This is a genomic window from Streptomyces sp. BA2 (genome assembly GCF_009769735.1).
GTDB lineage: Bacteria > Actinomycetota > Actinomycetes > Streptomycetales > Streptomycetaceae > Streptomyces.
Genome location: NZ_WSRO01000002.1, coordinates 767,697 through 782,924, shown reverse-complemented (window position 1 = coordinate 782,924; position 15,228 = coordinate 767,697). Strand labels below are relative to the sequence as shown.

22 protein-coding genes are annotated in these 15,228 nt (G+C 69.6%); all 22 read left to right on the top strand.

What is annotated here, in order from left to right; all coding sequences use genetic code 11:
* Positions 1-25 precede the first annotated feature (25 nt).
* The 22 genes from E5671_RS06550 (at position 26) to E5671_RS06445 (ending at position 15,227) form a co-directional block, all read left to right on the top strand.
* The gene (locus E5671_RS06550) at positions 26-835 is read left to right on the top strand and encodes a BRO family protein (RefSeq protein ID WP_237330468.1); all 810 of its coding nucleotides are present in this window, start codon (positions 26-28) and stop codon (positions 833-835) included.
* Positions 832-1,008 carry a hypothetical protein gene (locus E5671_RS06545; protein WP_160502898.1) on the top strand — a complete coding sequence of 59 codons (177 nt, stop codon included), beginning with the start codon at positions 832-834 and terminating at the stop codon, positions 1,006-1,008. Before E5671_RS06550 ends, E5671_RS06545 begins: the two co-directional genes overlap by 4 nt.
* Positions 1,005-1,559 (top strand): hypothetical protein, encoded by a 555-nt coding sequence (locus tag E5671_RS06540; protein ID WP_160502897.1) that lies wholly within the window; start codon positions 1,005-1,007, stop codon positions 1,557-1,559. Before E5671_RS06545 ends, E5671_RS06540 begins: the two co-directional genes overlap by 4 nt.
* A complete protein-coding gene (locus tag E5671_RS06535) occupies positions 1,559-1,813 on the top strand; it encodes a hypothetical protein (RefSeq protein WP_160502896.1) in 255 nt (84 codons plus the stop codon). Before E5671_RS06540 ends, E5671_RS06535 begins: the two co-directional genes overlap by 1 nt.
* Entirely contained in the window at positions 1,810-2,010 is a 201-nt protein-coding gene (locus E5671_RS06530; RefSeq protein ID WP_160502895.1) for a hypothetical protein, read from the top strand. Before E5671_RS06535 ends, E5671_RS06530 begins: the two co-directional genes overlap by 4 nt.
* Positions 2,007-2,585, top strand: coding sequence for a hypothetical protein (locus tag E5671_RS06525; protein WP_160502894.1), 579 nt, complete (start codon positions 2,007-2,009; stop codon positions 2,583-2,585). Before E5671_RS06530 ends, E5671_RS06525 begins: the two co-directional genes overlap by 4 nt.
* On the top strand, positions 2,585-2,824 hold the full coding sequence (locus E5671_RS06520) for a hypothetical protein (protein WP_160502893.1): 240 nt from the start codon (positions 2,585-2,587) through the stop codon (positions 2,822-2,824). The genes E5671_RS06525 and E5671_RS06520 overlap by 1 nt, the downstream gene beginning before the upstream one ends.
* Entirely contained in the window at positions 2,821-2,970 is a 150-nt protein-coding gene (locus tag E5671_RS06515) for a hypothetical protein (RefSeq protein WP_160502892.1), read from the top strand. The genes E5671_RS06520 and E5671_RS06515 overlap by 4 nt, the downstream gene beginning before the upstream one ends.
* Positions 2,967-3,362 (top strand): DUF6197 family protein, encoded by a 396-nt coding sequence (locus tag E5671_RS06510; protein WP_160502891.1) that lies wholly within the window; start codon positions 2,967-2,969, stop codon positions 3,360-3,362. The genes E5671_RS06515 and E5671_RS06510 overlap by 4 nt, the downstream gene beginning before the upstream one ends.
* Positions 3,359-3,934 (top strand): hypothetical protein, encoded by a 576-nt coding sequence (locus E5671_RS06505; RefSeq protein ID WP_160502890.1) that lies wholly within the window; start codon positions 3,359-3,361, stop codon positions 3,932-3,934. The genes E5671_RS06510 and E5671_RS06505 overlap by 4 nt, the downstream gene beginning before the upstream one ends.
* Positions 3,934-5,025, top strand: a complete 1,092-nt coding sequence (locus tag E5671_RS06500) for a DNA-methyltransferase (protein ID WP_160510018.1) — start codon at positions 3,934-3,936, stop codon at positions 5,023-5,025. The genes E5671_RS06505 and E5671_RS06500 overlap by 1 nt, the downstream gene beginning before the upstream one ends.
* Positions 5,026-5,202: 177 nt before the next feature.
* On the top strand, positions 5,203-5,943 hold the full coding sequence (locus E5671_RS06495) for a 3'-5' exonuclease (protein WP_160502889.1): 741 nt from the start codon (positions 5,203-5,205) through the stop codon (positions 5,941-5,943).
* Positions 5,940-6,785 carry a hypothetical protein gene (locus tag E5671_RS06490; RefSeq protein WP_160502888.1) on the top strand — a complete coding sequence of 282 codons (846 nt, stop codon included), beginning with the start codon at positions 5,940-5,942 and terminating at the stop codon, positions 6,783-6,785. The genes E5671_RS06495 and E5671_RS06490 overlap by 4 nt, the downstream gene beginning before the upstream one ends.
* A gap of 1 nt (position 6,786) precedes the next feature.
* Positions 6,787-7,731 (top strand): recombination directionality factor, encoded by a 945-nt coding sequence (locus tag E5671_RS06485; RefSeq protein WP_160502887.1) that lies wholly within the window; start codon positions 6,787-6,789, stop codon positions 7,729-7,731.
* 67 nt (positions 7,732-7,798) lie between these two features.
* Complete coding sequence (locus E5671_RS06480) at positions 7,799-8,503, top strand: exonuclease domain-containing protein (RefSeq protein ID WP_160502886.1); 705 nt, start codon at positions 7,799-7,801, stop codon at positions 8,501-8,503.
* On the top strand, positions 8,500-8,856 hold the full coding sequence (locus tag E5671_RS06475) for a hypothetical protein (RefSeq protein WP_160502885.1): 357 nt from the start codon (positions 8,500-8,502) through the stop codon (positions 8,854-8,856). The genes E5671_RS06480 and E5671_RS06475 overlap by 4 nt, the downstream gene beginning before the upstream one ends.
* Positions 8,853-9,329, top strand: coding sequence for a hypothetical protein (locus E5671_RS06470; RefSeq protein ID WP_160502884.1), 477 nt, complete (start codon positions 8,853-8,855; stop codon positions 9,327-9,329). The genes E5671_RS06475 and E5671_RS06470 overlap by 4 nt, the downstream gene beginning before the upstream one ends.
* Before the next feature lie 85 nt (positions 9,330-9,414).
* On the top strand, positions 9,415-9,630 hold the full coding sequence (locus E5671_RS06465) for a hypothetical protein (RefSeq protein ID WP_160502883.1): 216 nt from the start codon (positions 9,415-9,417) through the stop codon (positions 9,628-9,630).
* Positions 9,627-10,478, top strand: coding sequence for a hypothetical protein (locus tag E5671_RS06460; RefSeq protein WP_160502882.1), 852 nt, complete (start codon positions 9,627-9,629; stop codon positions 10,476-10,478). Before E5671_RS06465 ends, E5671_RS06460 begins: the two co-directional genes overlap by 4 nt.
* On the top strand, positions 10,475-10,723 hold the full coding sequence (locus tag E5671_RS06455; RefSeq protein ID WP_160502881.1) for a WhiB family transcriptional regulator: 249 nt from the start codon (positions 10,475-10,477) through the stop codon (positions 10,721-10,723). The genes E5671_RS06460 and E5671_RS06455 overlap by 4 nt, the downstream gene beginning before the upstream one ends.
* Complete coding sequence (locus E5671_RS06450; protein ID WP_160502880.1) at positions 10,723-12,438, top strand: DNA cytosine methyltransferase; 1,716 nt, start codon at positions 10,723-10,725, stop codon at positions 12,436-12,438. Before E5671_RS06455 ends, E5671_RS06450 begins: the two co-directional genes overlap by 1 nt.
* A gap of 83 nt (positions 12,439-12,521) precedes the next feature.
* The gene (locus E5671_RS06445) at positions 12,522-15,227 is read left to right on the top strand and encodes a bifunctional DNA primase/polymerase (protein WP_160502879.1); all 2,706 of its coding nucleotides are present in this window, start codon (positions 12,522-12,524) and stop codon (positions 15,225-15,227) included.
* Position 15,228: the final 1 nt, after the last annotated feature.

Here is a 15,228-nt window from a genome sequence, read left to right as displayed (position 1 = left end):
GAGAAAGAGACACCCCGTGTCCGACATGGTCCCATCTCCGAGCACCCCGTTGGTGTTCACCTTCCCGGAGACCGCGCAGCACGTGCGGTCCGTGATGATCGACGGCCAGCCCTGGTTCGTCGGCAAGGACGCCTGCGACGCCGTGGGCATTAGCAAGTACCGCGACGCACTCGTCCAGCTCGACGAGGACGAGAGGGTGTCCGCGGCCGTGGACACCCCTGGTGGCGCCCAGCAGATGGTGCTCGTATCCGAGCCTGGCGTTTACGCCCTGCTGCTGATCTCTCGATCGCCGCGGGCCAAGAGCTTCCGTCGTTGGATCGCCCACGAGGTCGTTCCTTCTCTCCGACAGACCGGTTCGTACTCGGTGCAGCCGCGCGAGATGACGAAGCTGGAAGCCCTCCAGGCGGCGATCGAGTCCGAAGAGGGGCGCCTCGCAGCCGAGGCTCGCGTCGCCGAGCTGGAGCCTGCGGCCAACTCGTGGCAGACGCTCGCCTCAGGCGACGGAGACTTCTCGGTCGCGGACGCGGCGAAGATCCTGTCCCGTGACCCGGCGATCGAGACGGGCCGCAACCGGCTGTTCGGGCTCCTCCACGAACTCGACTGGGCCTACGTCCAGAACGCCGACCACCGGTACCGGGCGAAGCAGTACGCGGTCGAGCGCCGCTGGCTGTCGGAGCTGCCCCAGTCGTACACGCACCCGCGCACCAAAGAGCTGACGCTCGGTGCCCCGCAGTTGCGCGTCACGGTCAAGGGCGTCCATGAGCTGCACAAGCGGCTCGGCGGTACAGCCTCCGTGCAGATCCCGGCGGCTTCGTCTCAGGGAGGCACGTCATGAGCGCCCTGACCCCGGACTTGATCGCTGACGTCGAGGAGTCGTTCCTGGGCTTCTGGGACGACGCACTCATGGACATCGTGCGCCAGCCGTACACGGAATGTGCACTGCGCGTCTACGCCTGGCGCGATGGCGGCTCCCACATCCCCGCCGACGGTGAGGACGGTGCCGCATGAGCGCCCGCCTGTCGCCGCAGCGCGAAGCCGAGACGGTTGCGGGTGCCGATGCCCTGATGGCGAAGTGCCGTCGTCGTGGGCAGGCTTCCCTCGCCGATGTCGAGTGGTTGAAGAACGACGTGCACGACCTGGCCGCCGAGCTGGCTGCGGTCCGCGCCGAACGCGACGAGGTCCGCACCGAGCTGGGGAAGTACGCCGACCACGAGCCGACGGCCGCCGAAGAGCTGGCCTACCTCACCCGCTGCCTCAACGACGTGCACGCGGTATGCGACGGGGCCGAGGAACAGTCTCTCCGCTGGGAGAACCCGCTGCCCGTCCCAGAGTGGGTGCCCGTCGTCCGTGAGGCCGCCGACGGTGTACGCCCCGACAACCCGGGCGACCGCCGCCGCCACATCTACATCGACGGCAAGGGCAACGCCTGGCTGTCCCTCAGCCACGAGAACGGCATCCGCTACATCGGCCGTCTCGCCGGCTCCTTCAACGGCGACGACACCGTCGACTCGGTCCGCGAGGCCACGGGATCGATCCGCGAGATCGGCAGGTGCTGGTGATGACGACGACTCCGCACCGCGACATCGCCGCCCTGGACGTGCCCGCCGACACGGTGGCCGCTGAGGCTGCGTGCATCACCCTCCGGCAGGCGGCCACAGCCACGCACAGCGAGTCCGACCGGCTCGCCTACGCGCTCGACCAGCGCCTCGTCGCCCACATGGACGAGGAGCCCACCGACGCGACCTATCCCGGATGGGCCGAGCACATCGCTGCCCTCGCCGCCAGCAACAAGCGCCACCAGGAGGCGTCATGAACAACCTGCACCTGGACGCCGGCCTCGCCGGGGTCATCGACGTCGTGCGTGAGGCGCACGCCCCGATCGCGAAGGCTCTCGCCGAGCAGGAGCCCGTTAGTGCCGTCGACTTCGCAGCCCTTCACGGCGCCGTCACCGGCCTGCTCGGCGCGATCGACGCCCGCACCCCGGCGCAGGCCAAGGCGGTGGCGGCATGACGACCGTGATCAGCACCCTGACAGATGCCGACGGCGTCGAAGAGTCCCTCGTTGCCCTCGACGCCGACTACACGGCTGTGTACGGGCCTGAACTGCGCACCTGGTCGCGCGGCGTGCGAGGCGAGTACTTCTCCACTTGCATTACGCGGCGCTCCCGACAGAGCGAGGCAGTCCCGCTGCGACCCCGCCGATCCTCGGCGGGCCGCAGGCGCAGGCACTGCAAGCAGTTGCCGTACCGCATCGACCAGATCGCGCCCGGCGCGGTCACCGTGCTGGCGACGCCCGTATGGACGGACACGTCGGGGGAGATGACGCAGACCTTCGTGGTCCGCGCCAGCAACGCGGACGGCGACATGGTCCGCCTGCCGCAAGGCGGATGCCGACGGCTCGCCGCACTGCTCCAGGGAGCATTCCCCGCAGCCGACTGGGAGCGCACGCAGACCTGGCACGCCGACACAGGTCGCCTCACCACCTGGGGCCGCCACGCGTCCCGAGCTTTCCGTGACAGCGCGGACGCCGGGTTCGTCGAGTCGCTCGCCGCCTACGACGCCCGCCTCGCCGCGAAGGAGGCGTGATGGGACTCGAACTCGGAACCGACGACCCCCGCCGCCGCAAGGCCAGCCCGGGACAGCAGCGCCGCGCCGCCGTCCGTGTCGCCGATGCGATCGCCGCCGAACACCCCCACGCGCTCGACGACATCATGCCGCGGCTCGCCGGACGTGAGCTCGGCCAAGACCCCGCCATCGCCGCCGACCTCAGCGGCCTCCTCGCCGCGCTCGGCATCGAGGCCAGGACCAACCGGGAGGCGCCGTGAAGGCCGCCCCGCGCACCACCCTCGCCGAACGCGTCGCCGGTCGTGGCCGCCTGGCCACCAAGGTCCGGGACATCGAGGAGCGGATCAAGCAGCGCCGCGACGACTCCTACGACGACCAGCCGACCCCCGAGCGGAGGAAGCCGTGATCAGCACAACCGCACCTACCAAGGTCGAGATCGCCGACGTCCTCGACAAGGCCATCGAGGTCATCGACCGCGTCGGCTGGCACCGCGGCTACCTCTACGACGAAGAGCAGTGCGAGGAAGGCACAGCGTTCGGCGAGTGCCGGGTCGACATGCTCGGCGCGATCAACACGGCCGTCACCGGAAGCCCGCTGCTCGGCGTCAGCAAGCGCCGCCTCGAAGACCGCATCGCGTTGGCCGACGCGACAGCGCTCGCTGTCGCCCGCTACCTCAAGATCCCGGCGATCCCGCGACAGATCGCCTGGTGGAACGACGAGTTGGAGCGCACCGCAGACGACGTCCGCAACGCCTTCCGCGACACCGCGGCCGAACTCCGGGCGGAGGCGGCGGCATGACCCTCACCGACCTCATCCCCGGCCTGCGGGACAAGCCGAAGGGCGAGCCCAAGCACCGCGTCGACGACTACCTGAAGGCGCTGAAGGCTGAGCACGCGCAGCAGCTCGCCGGACTCCGTCATCAGATGGACGGACTCCGTGAGGAGAACGTGGCGCTGCTCAACGCGAAGGCCGCAGCAGATGACGGCTCCATCATCCTGGAGCAGCTCATCACCGACCTCGAAGCGGACGTGAAGCGGCTCAACGAGCAGGCGGGCATCGACCGGAAGCACCTCGCGCAGCAGGCGGGCATGGTCCGCACCCTTCGCGAAGACCTCGACGAGGCGACAGGGCGCAGGGCCGACAAGAAGAACGTCGAGACGGCCGCCACCAAGACACAGGAAACCGACGTCAGCGCAGTCCGCAGGGCCGCCCGCCCGGTCGCCCTGCAGGACGCCGCCGCAGCCGGACTCCTCAGCCCCGTCGTCCAGGTGTCGACATCCGGCGCCTCCGCCGACCCCGGACACGTGCGGGCCGCCAGCTGGGGCGTCGACGCCACGGTGCCGCTCAAGACCGTGAAGGGGGTGGCGTGATGGACCCGTACTACAGCGACGGCCACGTCACGCTGTACCTCGGCGACAGCCTCGACATCCTGCCCACACTCCCCGACGCCTCGGTGGACTCGATCGTCACCGACCCGCCATACGAATTGTCGTTCATGGGCCGCGCCTGGGACGCCTCAGGTGTCGCCTACAACGTGAAGCTGTGGGACGAGTGCCTGCGCGTCCTGAAGCCCGGCGGGCACCTCCTCGCCTTCGGCGGCACCCGCACCTACCACCGCATGACCGTCGCCATCGAGGACGCGGGCTTCGAGATCCGCGACAGCCTCCACTGGATCTACGGCAGCGGCATGCCGAAATCGCTGGACGTGTCCAAGGCCATCGACAAGGCGGCCGGGGCGACGCGCGAGGTCGTAGGACCGCGGATGCGTTCGGACGGCAGGACGGCGCTAGCAGCCCGGGGCGGCGACGAATCACGCGGTGACGGCTGGGATCGCCCGTGGCGTAGTGACCCTGAAGCGGTTGCCGCTAACGGCATGATCACCGCGCCTGCCACGGAGGATGCCGCCCGCTGGCCGACGAACGTGCTCCTCACTCACCCTCCGCTCCTCAACGACCACGACGAACCCGTCGGGGACGCCTGCGCCGACGGCTGCGTGCCCGGCTGCCCCGTCGCCGACATGGACCGGCAGAGCGGCCTCAGCACAAGCCCGAGCAGCCCCGTGAAAGGGCAAAGGCGCAGTGGCGGAGTCATGGGCGTCAGCGACGGAAACCATGTCAGCAACAGCGGCCACGGCGACACCGGCGGCGCCTCCCGCTTCTTCCCCGTCTTCCGCTACGAGGCCAAAGCCCCCGCATCGGAGCGCCCGCGTCTCGCGGACGGCACCGCGCACACGACCGTGAAGCCCCTCGCCCTGATGCGCTGGTTCGTCCGCCTGATCACCCCGCCCGGCGGAACGGTCCTCGATCCGTTCGCAGGCTCCGGAACCACCCTCGAAGCCTGCGTCATCGAAGGCCTCCACGCGATCGGCATGGAACTCGGCCCCGACCACGCCGCCCTGTGCAAGACCCGGCTGTCCAAGCCCCTCGCCACCGTGCTCTTCGGCGACCTCGACACCGGCTAACCCGCGATCTGCCGGGCCGTCGGCTGCACACCCGCCGACCGCCCGGCACCCACACCACAACCCCATAGACGCCGCGTCGAACCGCCACCCCCCCTGGTGGATCCGCGGCAGCCGAGGCCCCGCCCTCCCTCCCCCTGGCGGGCGGGGCCCGGCAACTCACACCCGAAAGCGAGCCTCATGAGCACCAGCAACCCCGCGAAGGCCCCCAGGCCTCTCGCCTTCATCGACACCGAAACAACGGGCCTGGACGCCGACCACCACGACGCGTGGGAGATCGCCGTCATCCACCGCCGGCCCGGCCACCCCGACGCCGAGTACTTGTGGCAGATCCGCGTCAGCCTCGCCGAAGCCGACCCTGAGGCGCTCGATCTCAACGGCTACCACAAGCGGTTCGCCGTACCCGAGGGCGAGATGGCCGTCCGGCTGGCCACGGGCAGCACGCCCGACGCCCGCCCCGTCTCCGGCCGGGATCTGATGCTCGACCTGATGGGGATCCTCGACGGCTCTGTCCTCGTCGGATCCAACCCGGCGTTCGACGAGCGGTTCCTCACCAAGCTGTTCCGACAAGCCGGCACCACCCCGGCCTGGCACTACCGCACCCGCGACGTCGCGACGATGGCCGTCGGCCACCTGTACGGGCAGGCCTACACCCTCACCAAGCAGAACTGCGACGCCGAGTTCTACGCCCGCGCCGACCAGCTCCTCGACGACGGCTGGCGCTCCTACGAACTGTCCCGCCTCATGGGCATCGAGCCGCCGACCAAGGGCGTCGCCCATACGGCGCTCGGCGATGCCCGCTGGGCCCGCGACGTGTACGACGCAATCACCAAGGCCGACGCGTTCTACACCGCGTCCGACGAACAGCTTGCCGAGATGGCAGGCGAGGCGCTCTCCCGCACCAACGGAGACGCATCATGACCGCCCCGCGTCACGCCCACGAGACCGACAACGGCCGCTACTACACCGACCCGACGGGCGGCCCTGACCTCGTCTCCGTCACCAACGTCCTCGACACCTCCGTCAACAAGACGCGCGCCCTCGCACCGTGGGCAGTCAAGGTCACCCTGGAGTGGATTCTCGACCACCGCATGGAGGTCGCCCGCCGCGCCATCACCGACCGGGACGCGCTCACCAAGCAGCTCAAGCAGATCCACAAGGACGCCCGCGACACCGCCTCCGACCTCGGCACCCTCATCCACAAGGCCGCCGAGAAGCGGCTCCTGGGAGCGCCGTTCGCCGTCGAGCGCGAAGTCGCCCCCTACCTGGTGCAGCTGGAATGCTTCCTCGGCTTCTGGGGTGTCGACATCGACAAGCACGTCGTCGCCGCCGAGATCACCTGCCTGCATCGCAGGCTCGGCTACGCCGGGACCGCCGACCTCATGGTCTGGCTGCCCACCGGCGAAGACCGCGCCCTCGAACTCTGGTTGATCGACTTCAAGACGTCGGCGACCCGCTCCGCCAAGGCCGTCTACCCGGAGAACACCCAGCAGCTGGCGGCCCTGCGCTACTGCGAGACGGTCCTGCTCCCTGACGACTCCGAGCAGCCCATGCCGGAGATCCAGAAGGCCGGGGTCCTCAACCTGCGGGCCAAGTCCCACGCCCTCGTCGAGATGCCCGCCGGCCGCGACGCCCACAAAGCGTTCCGCGGGGCGCTCGTCAACGCGCTGTGGCACCACGCCGCCCCCTCCTCCTATCCGGCCCTCCTCGCCCCCGACCAGCCCGTCCCGGCCCGGTGGCGCAACTTCCGAAAGGTGGCCTGACATGGGCTCCCGGCTCCTCAACATCCAGCGGCGCGCTGCCGAACACGGCCGCCTCCGCACTGGCTACACCCAGGGCAACAAGCCGATGCGCTCCGCGACGTGGGTCGTCACGTCGCACTCCGAAGAGCACGTCCGTACCGCGGCCAAGCTGTGGGGCGGCGAGCCCGAATCGTGGAAGCCGCTGAACTCGACGATCGAGCAGTGGCGGGTCATCACCAAGGCGGCCTCCATCGAAGCCCTGATCACGCCCGGTGATCCGCTCAACCAGTACAACGAGATGTGGTCCAAGGGCGGCTGCCAGCGGCGCTGCGACGGCGAGACCGAACTCCTCTCCCGCCAGCCCTGCCTGTGCCTCGCCCGGTTCGGTGAGGAGTGGCACCAGCAGAAGAAGGGCACCGTCTGCTCCGCCACCTCACGCCTCAACGTGATGCTGCCCGACCTGTCAGGGATGGGTTTGTGGCGGGCCGAGACCCACAGCTTCTACGCCGCATCCGAGTGGGGCGGCATGGTCGACATGGTCCTCGCCGGAACCAACGGCGACGGGTTTGTGCCCGTGACGCTGCGGATCGAACCGCGGCAGGTCGTCCGCAACGGCGAGACGAAGAAGTTTCCCGTCGTCGTGGTCGAACTGCGCGGCGTGACCCCGCGGCAGGCGCTGTCCGGCCCGCTGTCGACCGCGCTCGCCCTCGACCCGTCTGGCACGCAGCCTGTCGCCGCGATCGAGGCGCCGCGCCCCGACTACCTCGCCGAGGCCGAGGGCGCGCTCACTCCGGATGACGTCGGCGACGTGTACCGGCGGGCTTTCGCTGCTGGCCACCTCAACGACGAGCTGATCGCCGATCTCAAGGAGATCTCCGACCGGCTGAAGGCCGAAGCCGAGCCGGTCGACGCCGAGCTCGAACCCGAAGGCGGCTGGCCCGCCGTCGCGCAAGTGCCGACCCCGTAAACCGCATCGAGGGGCCGCTCGCACCCGTAATGCGAGCGGTCCCTCTGAGCCCAGGAGACCACACGCCATGACGTGGCACACCGGTCGCATGGCCGGCTTTGACATCGAATCCACCGGACCAGACCCCCTGATTGCACGCATCGTCAGCGCCTTCATCGTCCAGGTCGGCGGCGGCCAGCCCACTACCACCGCGAACTGGCTGGCCGACGTCGACGGCGAGGAGATCCCCGCCGGAGCAACGGCCGTTCACGGAATCAGCACGGAGCGAGCCCGCGCCGACGGCGTGAACCTGCGCAGCGCCGTCGAGGAGATCCTCGGCGCGCTCACCCAGATCGTCCTCGGCGGCATACCGGTCGTGGCCATGAACGCCCGCTACGACCTGACCCTCCTCGACAGGGAAGCCGGACGATTCGATCTAGCCCAGCTGCCTGCTGGGCCGGTCATCGACCCGTTCGTCATCGACAAGGAAGTTGACCGGTACCGGCCGGGGAAGCGCACCCTCGCCGCCCTCTGCCAGCACTACGAGGTTCGCCTCGATGCAGCCCACAGCGCAGACGCCGACGCGATCGCCGCCTGTCGGGTCGCCTGGCGGCAGGCCACCCACTACCCGGCACTCGCCCTCATGAGCCTCGATGAGCTTCACGGCGCCCAGACCCGATGGGCCGCCGAACAGGCCGAGAGCCTCCAGGAGCACTTCCGCAAGAAGGACCCGCAGGCCGTCGTCGAAGGCGCCTGGCCCCTCATTCCGCGGCAAAAGGAAGGCACGTCATGACCATCACCCCTGACGAGGCCCGCGAGCAGGCCAACGCCACCCTCGCCGCCCTGTACGCCACCGTCACCGACTGGGACACCGCACTCCTCAACCAGGCCATCGACGCGATCGGCGGCGACGGACGCCCCTTCTCCATGAACGACGTGCGCGCCGTACTCCCCGAGCTCGGCCACGGCGCGGCCGGCCTGCTCTTCCACTCGCTGGTCCGCCGCCGCCACCCCCGCCAGTTGGTCATCGTCGGCGAGGAACCGTCGACCGCCGAGTCCACCCACGGCAAGCCGATCAAGGTCTATGTGCTGTCGGCCGAACGCCTCGCCGCCATCACGGACAGCAGCGAGCGGAGGGCGGCATGAAGACCACCGTCATCCTCCTCGCCGGCGGCCGTGAGCTGACCGAGCCCGGCGTCGTCGCCGGAACCATCGCAGACACCGCCCTCAACATCGCCGAAGGCCCCGTCGTCATCCGACACGGCGCCTGCCCCGGCGAGAAGTCCGCCGACCAGGCCGCCTCCGACTGGATCCGCGACTGCGGCGAATGGCTCGGCGTCACCGAAGACCCGATGCCCGCCGACTGGGACCACTGCGCCGCCAACTGCCCACCCGGCCACCGGCGGACCAAGAAGCCCGGCGATAGCGCCCACCCCGGCCAGCTCAACGACTACTGCCCCGGCGCCGGGCCCCGACGCAACGCAGAGATGGTCGCCAAGCAGCCGAAGCCCGAGTGGATGGTCGCATTCCCGGAGCCCGGCCAGCCCAACTACGGGACGCGCGGCTGCATGAAGCTCGCCGAAGCCGCGGGGATCAAGGTCTACGAGGTGACGCCGTGACCGCCTGGATCTACCCCGCGGCCGTCACTCTCGCCGCCGCCATCGAAACCGTCCGCTGGGCCTGGAAGCGCCACGGGAGGCAGACGTGAAAGCCGACGCCTTCGCCCTGATCGACACCTACACCACCGCCATGACGTGGGCCGTGCGCGGCTGGTACGCCGCCCTGATCGTGCTCGTCGCCTTCGCCGCCTGGGTCGTCATCGAGATCGGCCGACGGGTTTTCGACCGCATCGGCGCCGACTTCACCCGCGCCCGCCAGACCATCGCCGACATCCAGCAGCCCCGGAAGGAGGAGTCGTGACCACCGCCGTCCGCGAAGCCCCCCACCACAACACACTTGTCTGCGTTAAGCACTACAAGTGCCGCCTTCCCGACTGCCTGGCCCGTAGCGCCGAGTACGACCGCACCCGCAACAGGCTCGTCGCCTACTCCCGCTGGCAGCCCTTCACCGACGCCGAGCCCGTCCGCCAGCACATCCGCATGCTCATGAGCTACGGCATCGGATGGCAGCGCGTCAGCCGGCTCTCCGGGGTCTCCCACGGCGGCGTCTCACGCATCCTGTACGGATCGCCCTACGAAGGGGGCGCCCGCACAAAACGGGTTCGTACCACCACCGCCGACAAGATCCTGGCCGTCAAGCCCTCCTTTGAGCAGCTCGCGCCCATGGCGCGCGTCGACGGCACAGGCACCCGACGGCGACTCCAGGCCCTCATCGCCAACGGATGGCCGCAGAAGCGGCTCGGCACAGAAATGGGCATCAAGCACCACCGCCTCATCTGGGACCACGTCCGCCAAGAGGTCGTGGCCGCCGACACCGCTCGCCGCGTCGCCGCACTGTACGACCGACTGTGGAACGTCGACCCGGTCACCCGAGGCATCAGTCCCCGCTTCGCCGCCGAGGCCAAGGAGCGCGCCACCGCCAACGGCTGGCCCCCGCCGGGGGCATGGGACGACGACTACATCGACAGCCCTGCCGCCACACCCGACCTCGGCGACGACGTAGACCGGTATACCGCGATCGCCGAAGACGCCCGATGGCTCATCAGCGAGCAGAACTACAGCGCCAAGCAGGCCGCCCACCGTCTCGGCATCACCAGCGAACACCTGTACCGCGCATTCCGCGAGCGACCCGAGGCGGTGGCCGCATGAACCACGCCTGGATGGACGACGCCCTATGCGCCCAGGTCGGAGCTGACCTGTTCTTCCCCGAAGCCGGCGCCGGATACCAGCTCGCCAAGAAGATCTGCGACCGCTGCCCCGTGCGTGACGCCTGCGTACAGACCGCCGCGGAGTTCGAGGGCGACGTCCACGTCCACCTTCGCCACGGCGCCTGGGGCGGACTCACACCACAAACCCGCGTCCGCCGTTCCAAGACCCAGAAGGAGGCCGCCTGATGCCCAGTGCGCCCAAGAAGCAGAAGGCCCGTGTCGCCGCGCACCGTCCGGCAACCAGGCGCCGCCGCTTCCGCCATGACGAGTACATCGCCGTGGACCTGTTCTCAGGCTTCGGCGGCCTCACCGAGGGCATCAAGCGGGCCGGATTCACCACGATCATGGCGGCGAACCACAACGAGTACAAAGTCGAAGTCCACGAGGCCAACCACCCCGAGGCCGAACACTGGATCGCCGACCTCGTCGACCCGGAATCGTCCGACTACCACTCGGTCCGCGACCTCCCCGCAGCCGACCTGCTCGTCGCCGGCGTCAGCTGCGTCAACCACTCCCAGGCCAACACGCTCAAGGCCTACGCGCAGGGCCTGACCCTGTTCGGGATGGACGACCCGGACTACGAGGAGCGCGTCACCCGCTCCGAACGGGACCGCGCCACAGCGAACTGCGTCCTGCACTACGCCGCCCAGCACCGGCCGCGCATGGTCCTCGTCGAATGCACCACCGAGCTCCAGTCGTGGGGCCCGCTCCACCCAGGCAGCAAGAAGATCGGCGACGGCAGCACCTACCGGTGGTGGCTCAAGCAGTTCGACCTGCTCAACTACAACCACCAGGTGCTGTTCCTCAACAGCCAGTTCTTCGACGTCCCGCAGTCCCGGAACCGCGGCTACTGGGCGTTCGTCCACAAGTCCCTGCCGATGCCGGACCTCGAGCACCGGCCCGTATCCCGCTGCCACCGCTGCGACAAGGACGTAGAGGCGGTGTGGACGTGGCGCACCGGGATCCCACCCACCGGGAAAGTCGCCTACGGCGAACAGTACGAGTACCGGTGCCCGTCGTGCCGCACACTCGTCGTTCCCCCGATGGCGCCGTCGATCACCGCGCTCGACCTCACTGATCTCGGCACCCGCATCGGCGACCGACCCACCAAAATCTTCAAGGACGGCCACCGCGGGCCCTTCGCCGCATCGACAACCGCCCGCATCGAACGCTGCCGCCGGAAGTTCGCCGACTTCCCCGCGATCCTCATGCCCGCCAAGGGCGTCCACGGCTCGGAACGGCTGCTGCTACAACCGATGGCGACGCAGACCAGCCAGCAAGAGGTCGCGCTGCTGTCGACGGGCCAGGGGCTGTGGGACGAGCCGGCGCTCGCGCTCGCCGTCGACAACTACCAAGGCGCACCGCGCGGCGCCAGCGAACCGCTCCCCACCCAGGTCGGCTCCGAGACTCTCGCCGTCGTCTCTTCCGGAGTCATCCCGTACCGCAAGCACACCGTGCCCGCCGTGCACGCGGAACCGATGTCGACCTTCACCTCGGAACAGATTCCTGGACTGCTCACCGCGGCCGGCTGGTTCAAGCAGAACGGTCCCACGGGCACCGAGACCGCCGCCCACCCCGCGACCGATCCGCTCGGCACGCTCACCTCCCGCGACACGACGGCACTCCTCACCGCCAACTGGGGCCCCGCACTGTCGCAGATCCCGTTCGAAGAGTGCTTCTACCGAATGATGGCCGCCCACGAGATCGGCCGAGGCTGCGGCTTCGACGTCGACTTCCGCGACTACAACGGCACCTTCACCGTCTGGGGCACCGCCCGCGACCAAGTCGACGGATTCGGAAACGCCGTCAGCCCGCAGGTCGGCACGTGGATCGGGGAGCGGCTACGCGCCGCCCTCCACAGCCACTGGGACCGCGGCCCCGACCTCGCCACTGCCGCGTGACAACCCGCCGCCGACGCGCTTCGCCCTGACACCGCGCCGCACTCGCAGACCGCCACCAGCACCAGCAGAAACGAGCCCCGCGTGTGAACACCGAATCGAGGCAGGACGCCGACGGCAACAGCCCCAACCTCCGGGCCACTGCCGAAGAACTCCACAACGCCGGCCTCTGCGTGCTGCCCGTCAAAGGCGACGGAACCAAAGCCCCCGACGTCCGCACCTGGACCCCCTACAAAATCCGGCGCTCCACACCGCAAGAACACGACCAGTGGTTCGCAGACGGACAGCGCACTGGGATCGGCATCGTCACCGGCGCCGTCTCCGGCAACATCGAACTCATCGAGTTCGAAGGCCTCGCCGTCCAAGAGGGCATCCTCGACGAGGTCACCGAACTCGCCCACAACAGCGGGCTCGGCGACCTGTTGGAAGCCGTCACCACCGGCTGGGCCGACCAGTCGCCGTCCGGCGGCGTCCACTACAAAGTCGTCGTCGACGGCAGGCCCGCCGCAGGCAACACCAAGCTCGCCCGCCGCCTGGCCCGCACCGACGAATACACGCCCGAAGAGCGCCAGCGCCTCATCGAACGCCCCAACACCAAAATCGTGCGGGTTCTCATCGAAACCCGCGGCGAAGGCGGCTTCGTCGTCATCGCCCCCTCCCACGGCACCACCCACCCCAGCGGCAAGCCCTACCGGCGGCTCGCCGGCGGGCCCGCGACGATGGCCGTCGTCACCCCCGACGACCTCGACGCCCTGTACGCCCTGTGCCAGGCACACGACGCGATGCCCGCCGAAGAACGCGCCAAGACCGCCCCCCGCCCCAAGCGGGAACTGCCCGCCGGACACGTGCGGCCCGGCGACGACTTCGAGAACAAAGCCGACTGGTCCGAGATCATCGGCGAGGACTTTGAGCCGCTCTTCACCCGCGGCCAGACCACCTACTGGCGGCGCAAAGGCAAGCCCCGCGGGATCTCTGCAACCACCGGGCACGCCGCCGACCGTGACCGCCTGTACGTCTTCTCCACCTCCACCGCATTCGACGCCGAAACCCCTTACGACAAGTTCGCCGCCTACACCCTGCTCACCCAGGGCGCCACCAACGCCGACGCCTTCAGGCGGGCCGCCGCCGACCTGCGCAGCAAGGGCTACGGCTCCGAGCCCCCGCGCCAGCGCCTGACCTCCGTGCCCCGCCAGGCGGCACCGTTCACCGACGGATCCTCAGCACTCGACCCCGACACCGCCCCCGCCGCCGACGAGCAGGACACTGACGGCGCCCCCGACCTCAGGCTCGTCCGCGGCACGCCCGAACTGGACATCACCAACGAAGCCGACGCTATCGACGGCCTCCTCGCCGTCATGGCCAGCGGCCAGCTTCCCGACCTGTACAAGCGCTCCACCGGCCCCTGCTGGGTCTACCAGGACGACCAGGGCAACCCGCTCATCCGCCAGCTGGGAACCGACAACCTGCGCGCCTACCTCGGCGACCACGTCACCACCTTCCAAGTCGTCCGCGACCCGCTCACCGAGGGCACCCGCGAAGTCCGCGAACTGTTCATGCCCAAAACGTGCAGCACCGTCCTCGGCCGCCGCGACTGGCCGCTGATGACACTGCGCGGCATCGTCACCGCCCCCGTCGTCCGCCCCGACGGCACCCTCATCCAGGCCCCCGGCTACGACAAGCCCACCGGCCTGTACATGCACCCGCGCACCCCGCTGCGGCGGCTGGCCCCGCAAGTCTCCGCCGAGTCCGTACAGCGCGCCAAGGACATCGTCCTCGGGCAGATGCTCGCCGACTTCCCCTTCGTCGACGACTGCGACCGCGCCCACTACCTCGGCGCGCTGCTGACCCCCGTGCTGCGCCCCTACTTCCACGGCCCCACACCGATGTTCGTCATCACCGCCACCGCACCCGGCAGCGGCAAATCCCTCCTCAAAGACGTCTTCAAAGCCTGCTACGGCATCTCGGAAACCGCCTGGCCGGAGAACGACGCCGAACTGCGCAAATCCATCACCACGCAGCTCTACACCACCGGGCAGCCCGTCGTCGTCCTCGACAACCTGCCCAACGGGCACATCATCAAGTCCCCCATCCTGAGCAGCCTGCTGACCGCCGAACACTGGGGCGACCGCGTCCTGGGCTCCACCGCATCGGTCACCATGCCCAACGACCGGTTGTGGATCATCACTGGGAACGGGCTGCGCACCGGCGGCGACAACGGACGCCGCGCCATCTGGATCCGACTGGACCCCAACTGCCCCGACCCAGACCAGCGCGACGGCTACACCGTCGGCGACCTGCGCCCCTGGCTGCGCACCAACGCCTCCACCGTCGTCGCCGCCCTGGTCACCATGGTCCGGGCCTGGCTCACAGCAGGCGCCACACCCGTCCGTGTCCGCAAGGGCGACTACTCGGAATGGGCCAGCATGATGGCCGGCCTGCTCTCCTACCTCGACGTACCCGGCTGGCTGTCCAAGGACGGCGGCGACCAGGACGACGAAGAGCAGGAGTGGGCGGCCTTCCTCGCCGCCTGGCACCGCGAGCTCGGCGAGGACCCCGTGCCCACCGGCATGCTCCTGACCCGCGTCGCCGACCAGATGCCCCGGCTGCGCAACGGTGAACTCCCCACCGCCCAGGGGCTGGGCGCCTGGCTCAAGAGCCGCGACGGGCGGTACTTCAAGGCGCCGGAGCTCGGCAGCTTCAAGCCCGTGAAGGTCTGGGACGCCCACAAGTGCCAGAACCTGTGGCGCGTCGAGGCCCACCAGGGGTTCGGAACCCTGGGGGGTGCCGCGTGAG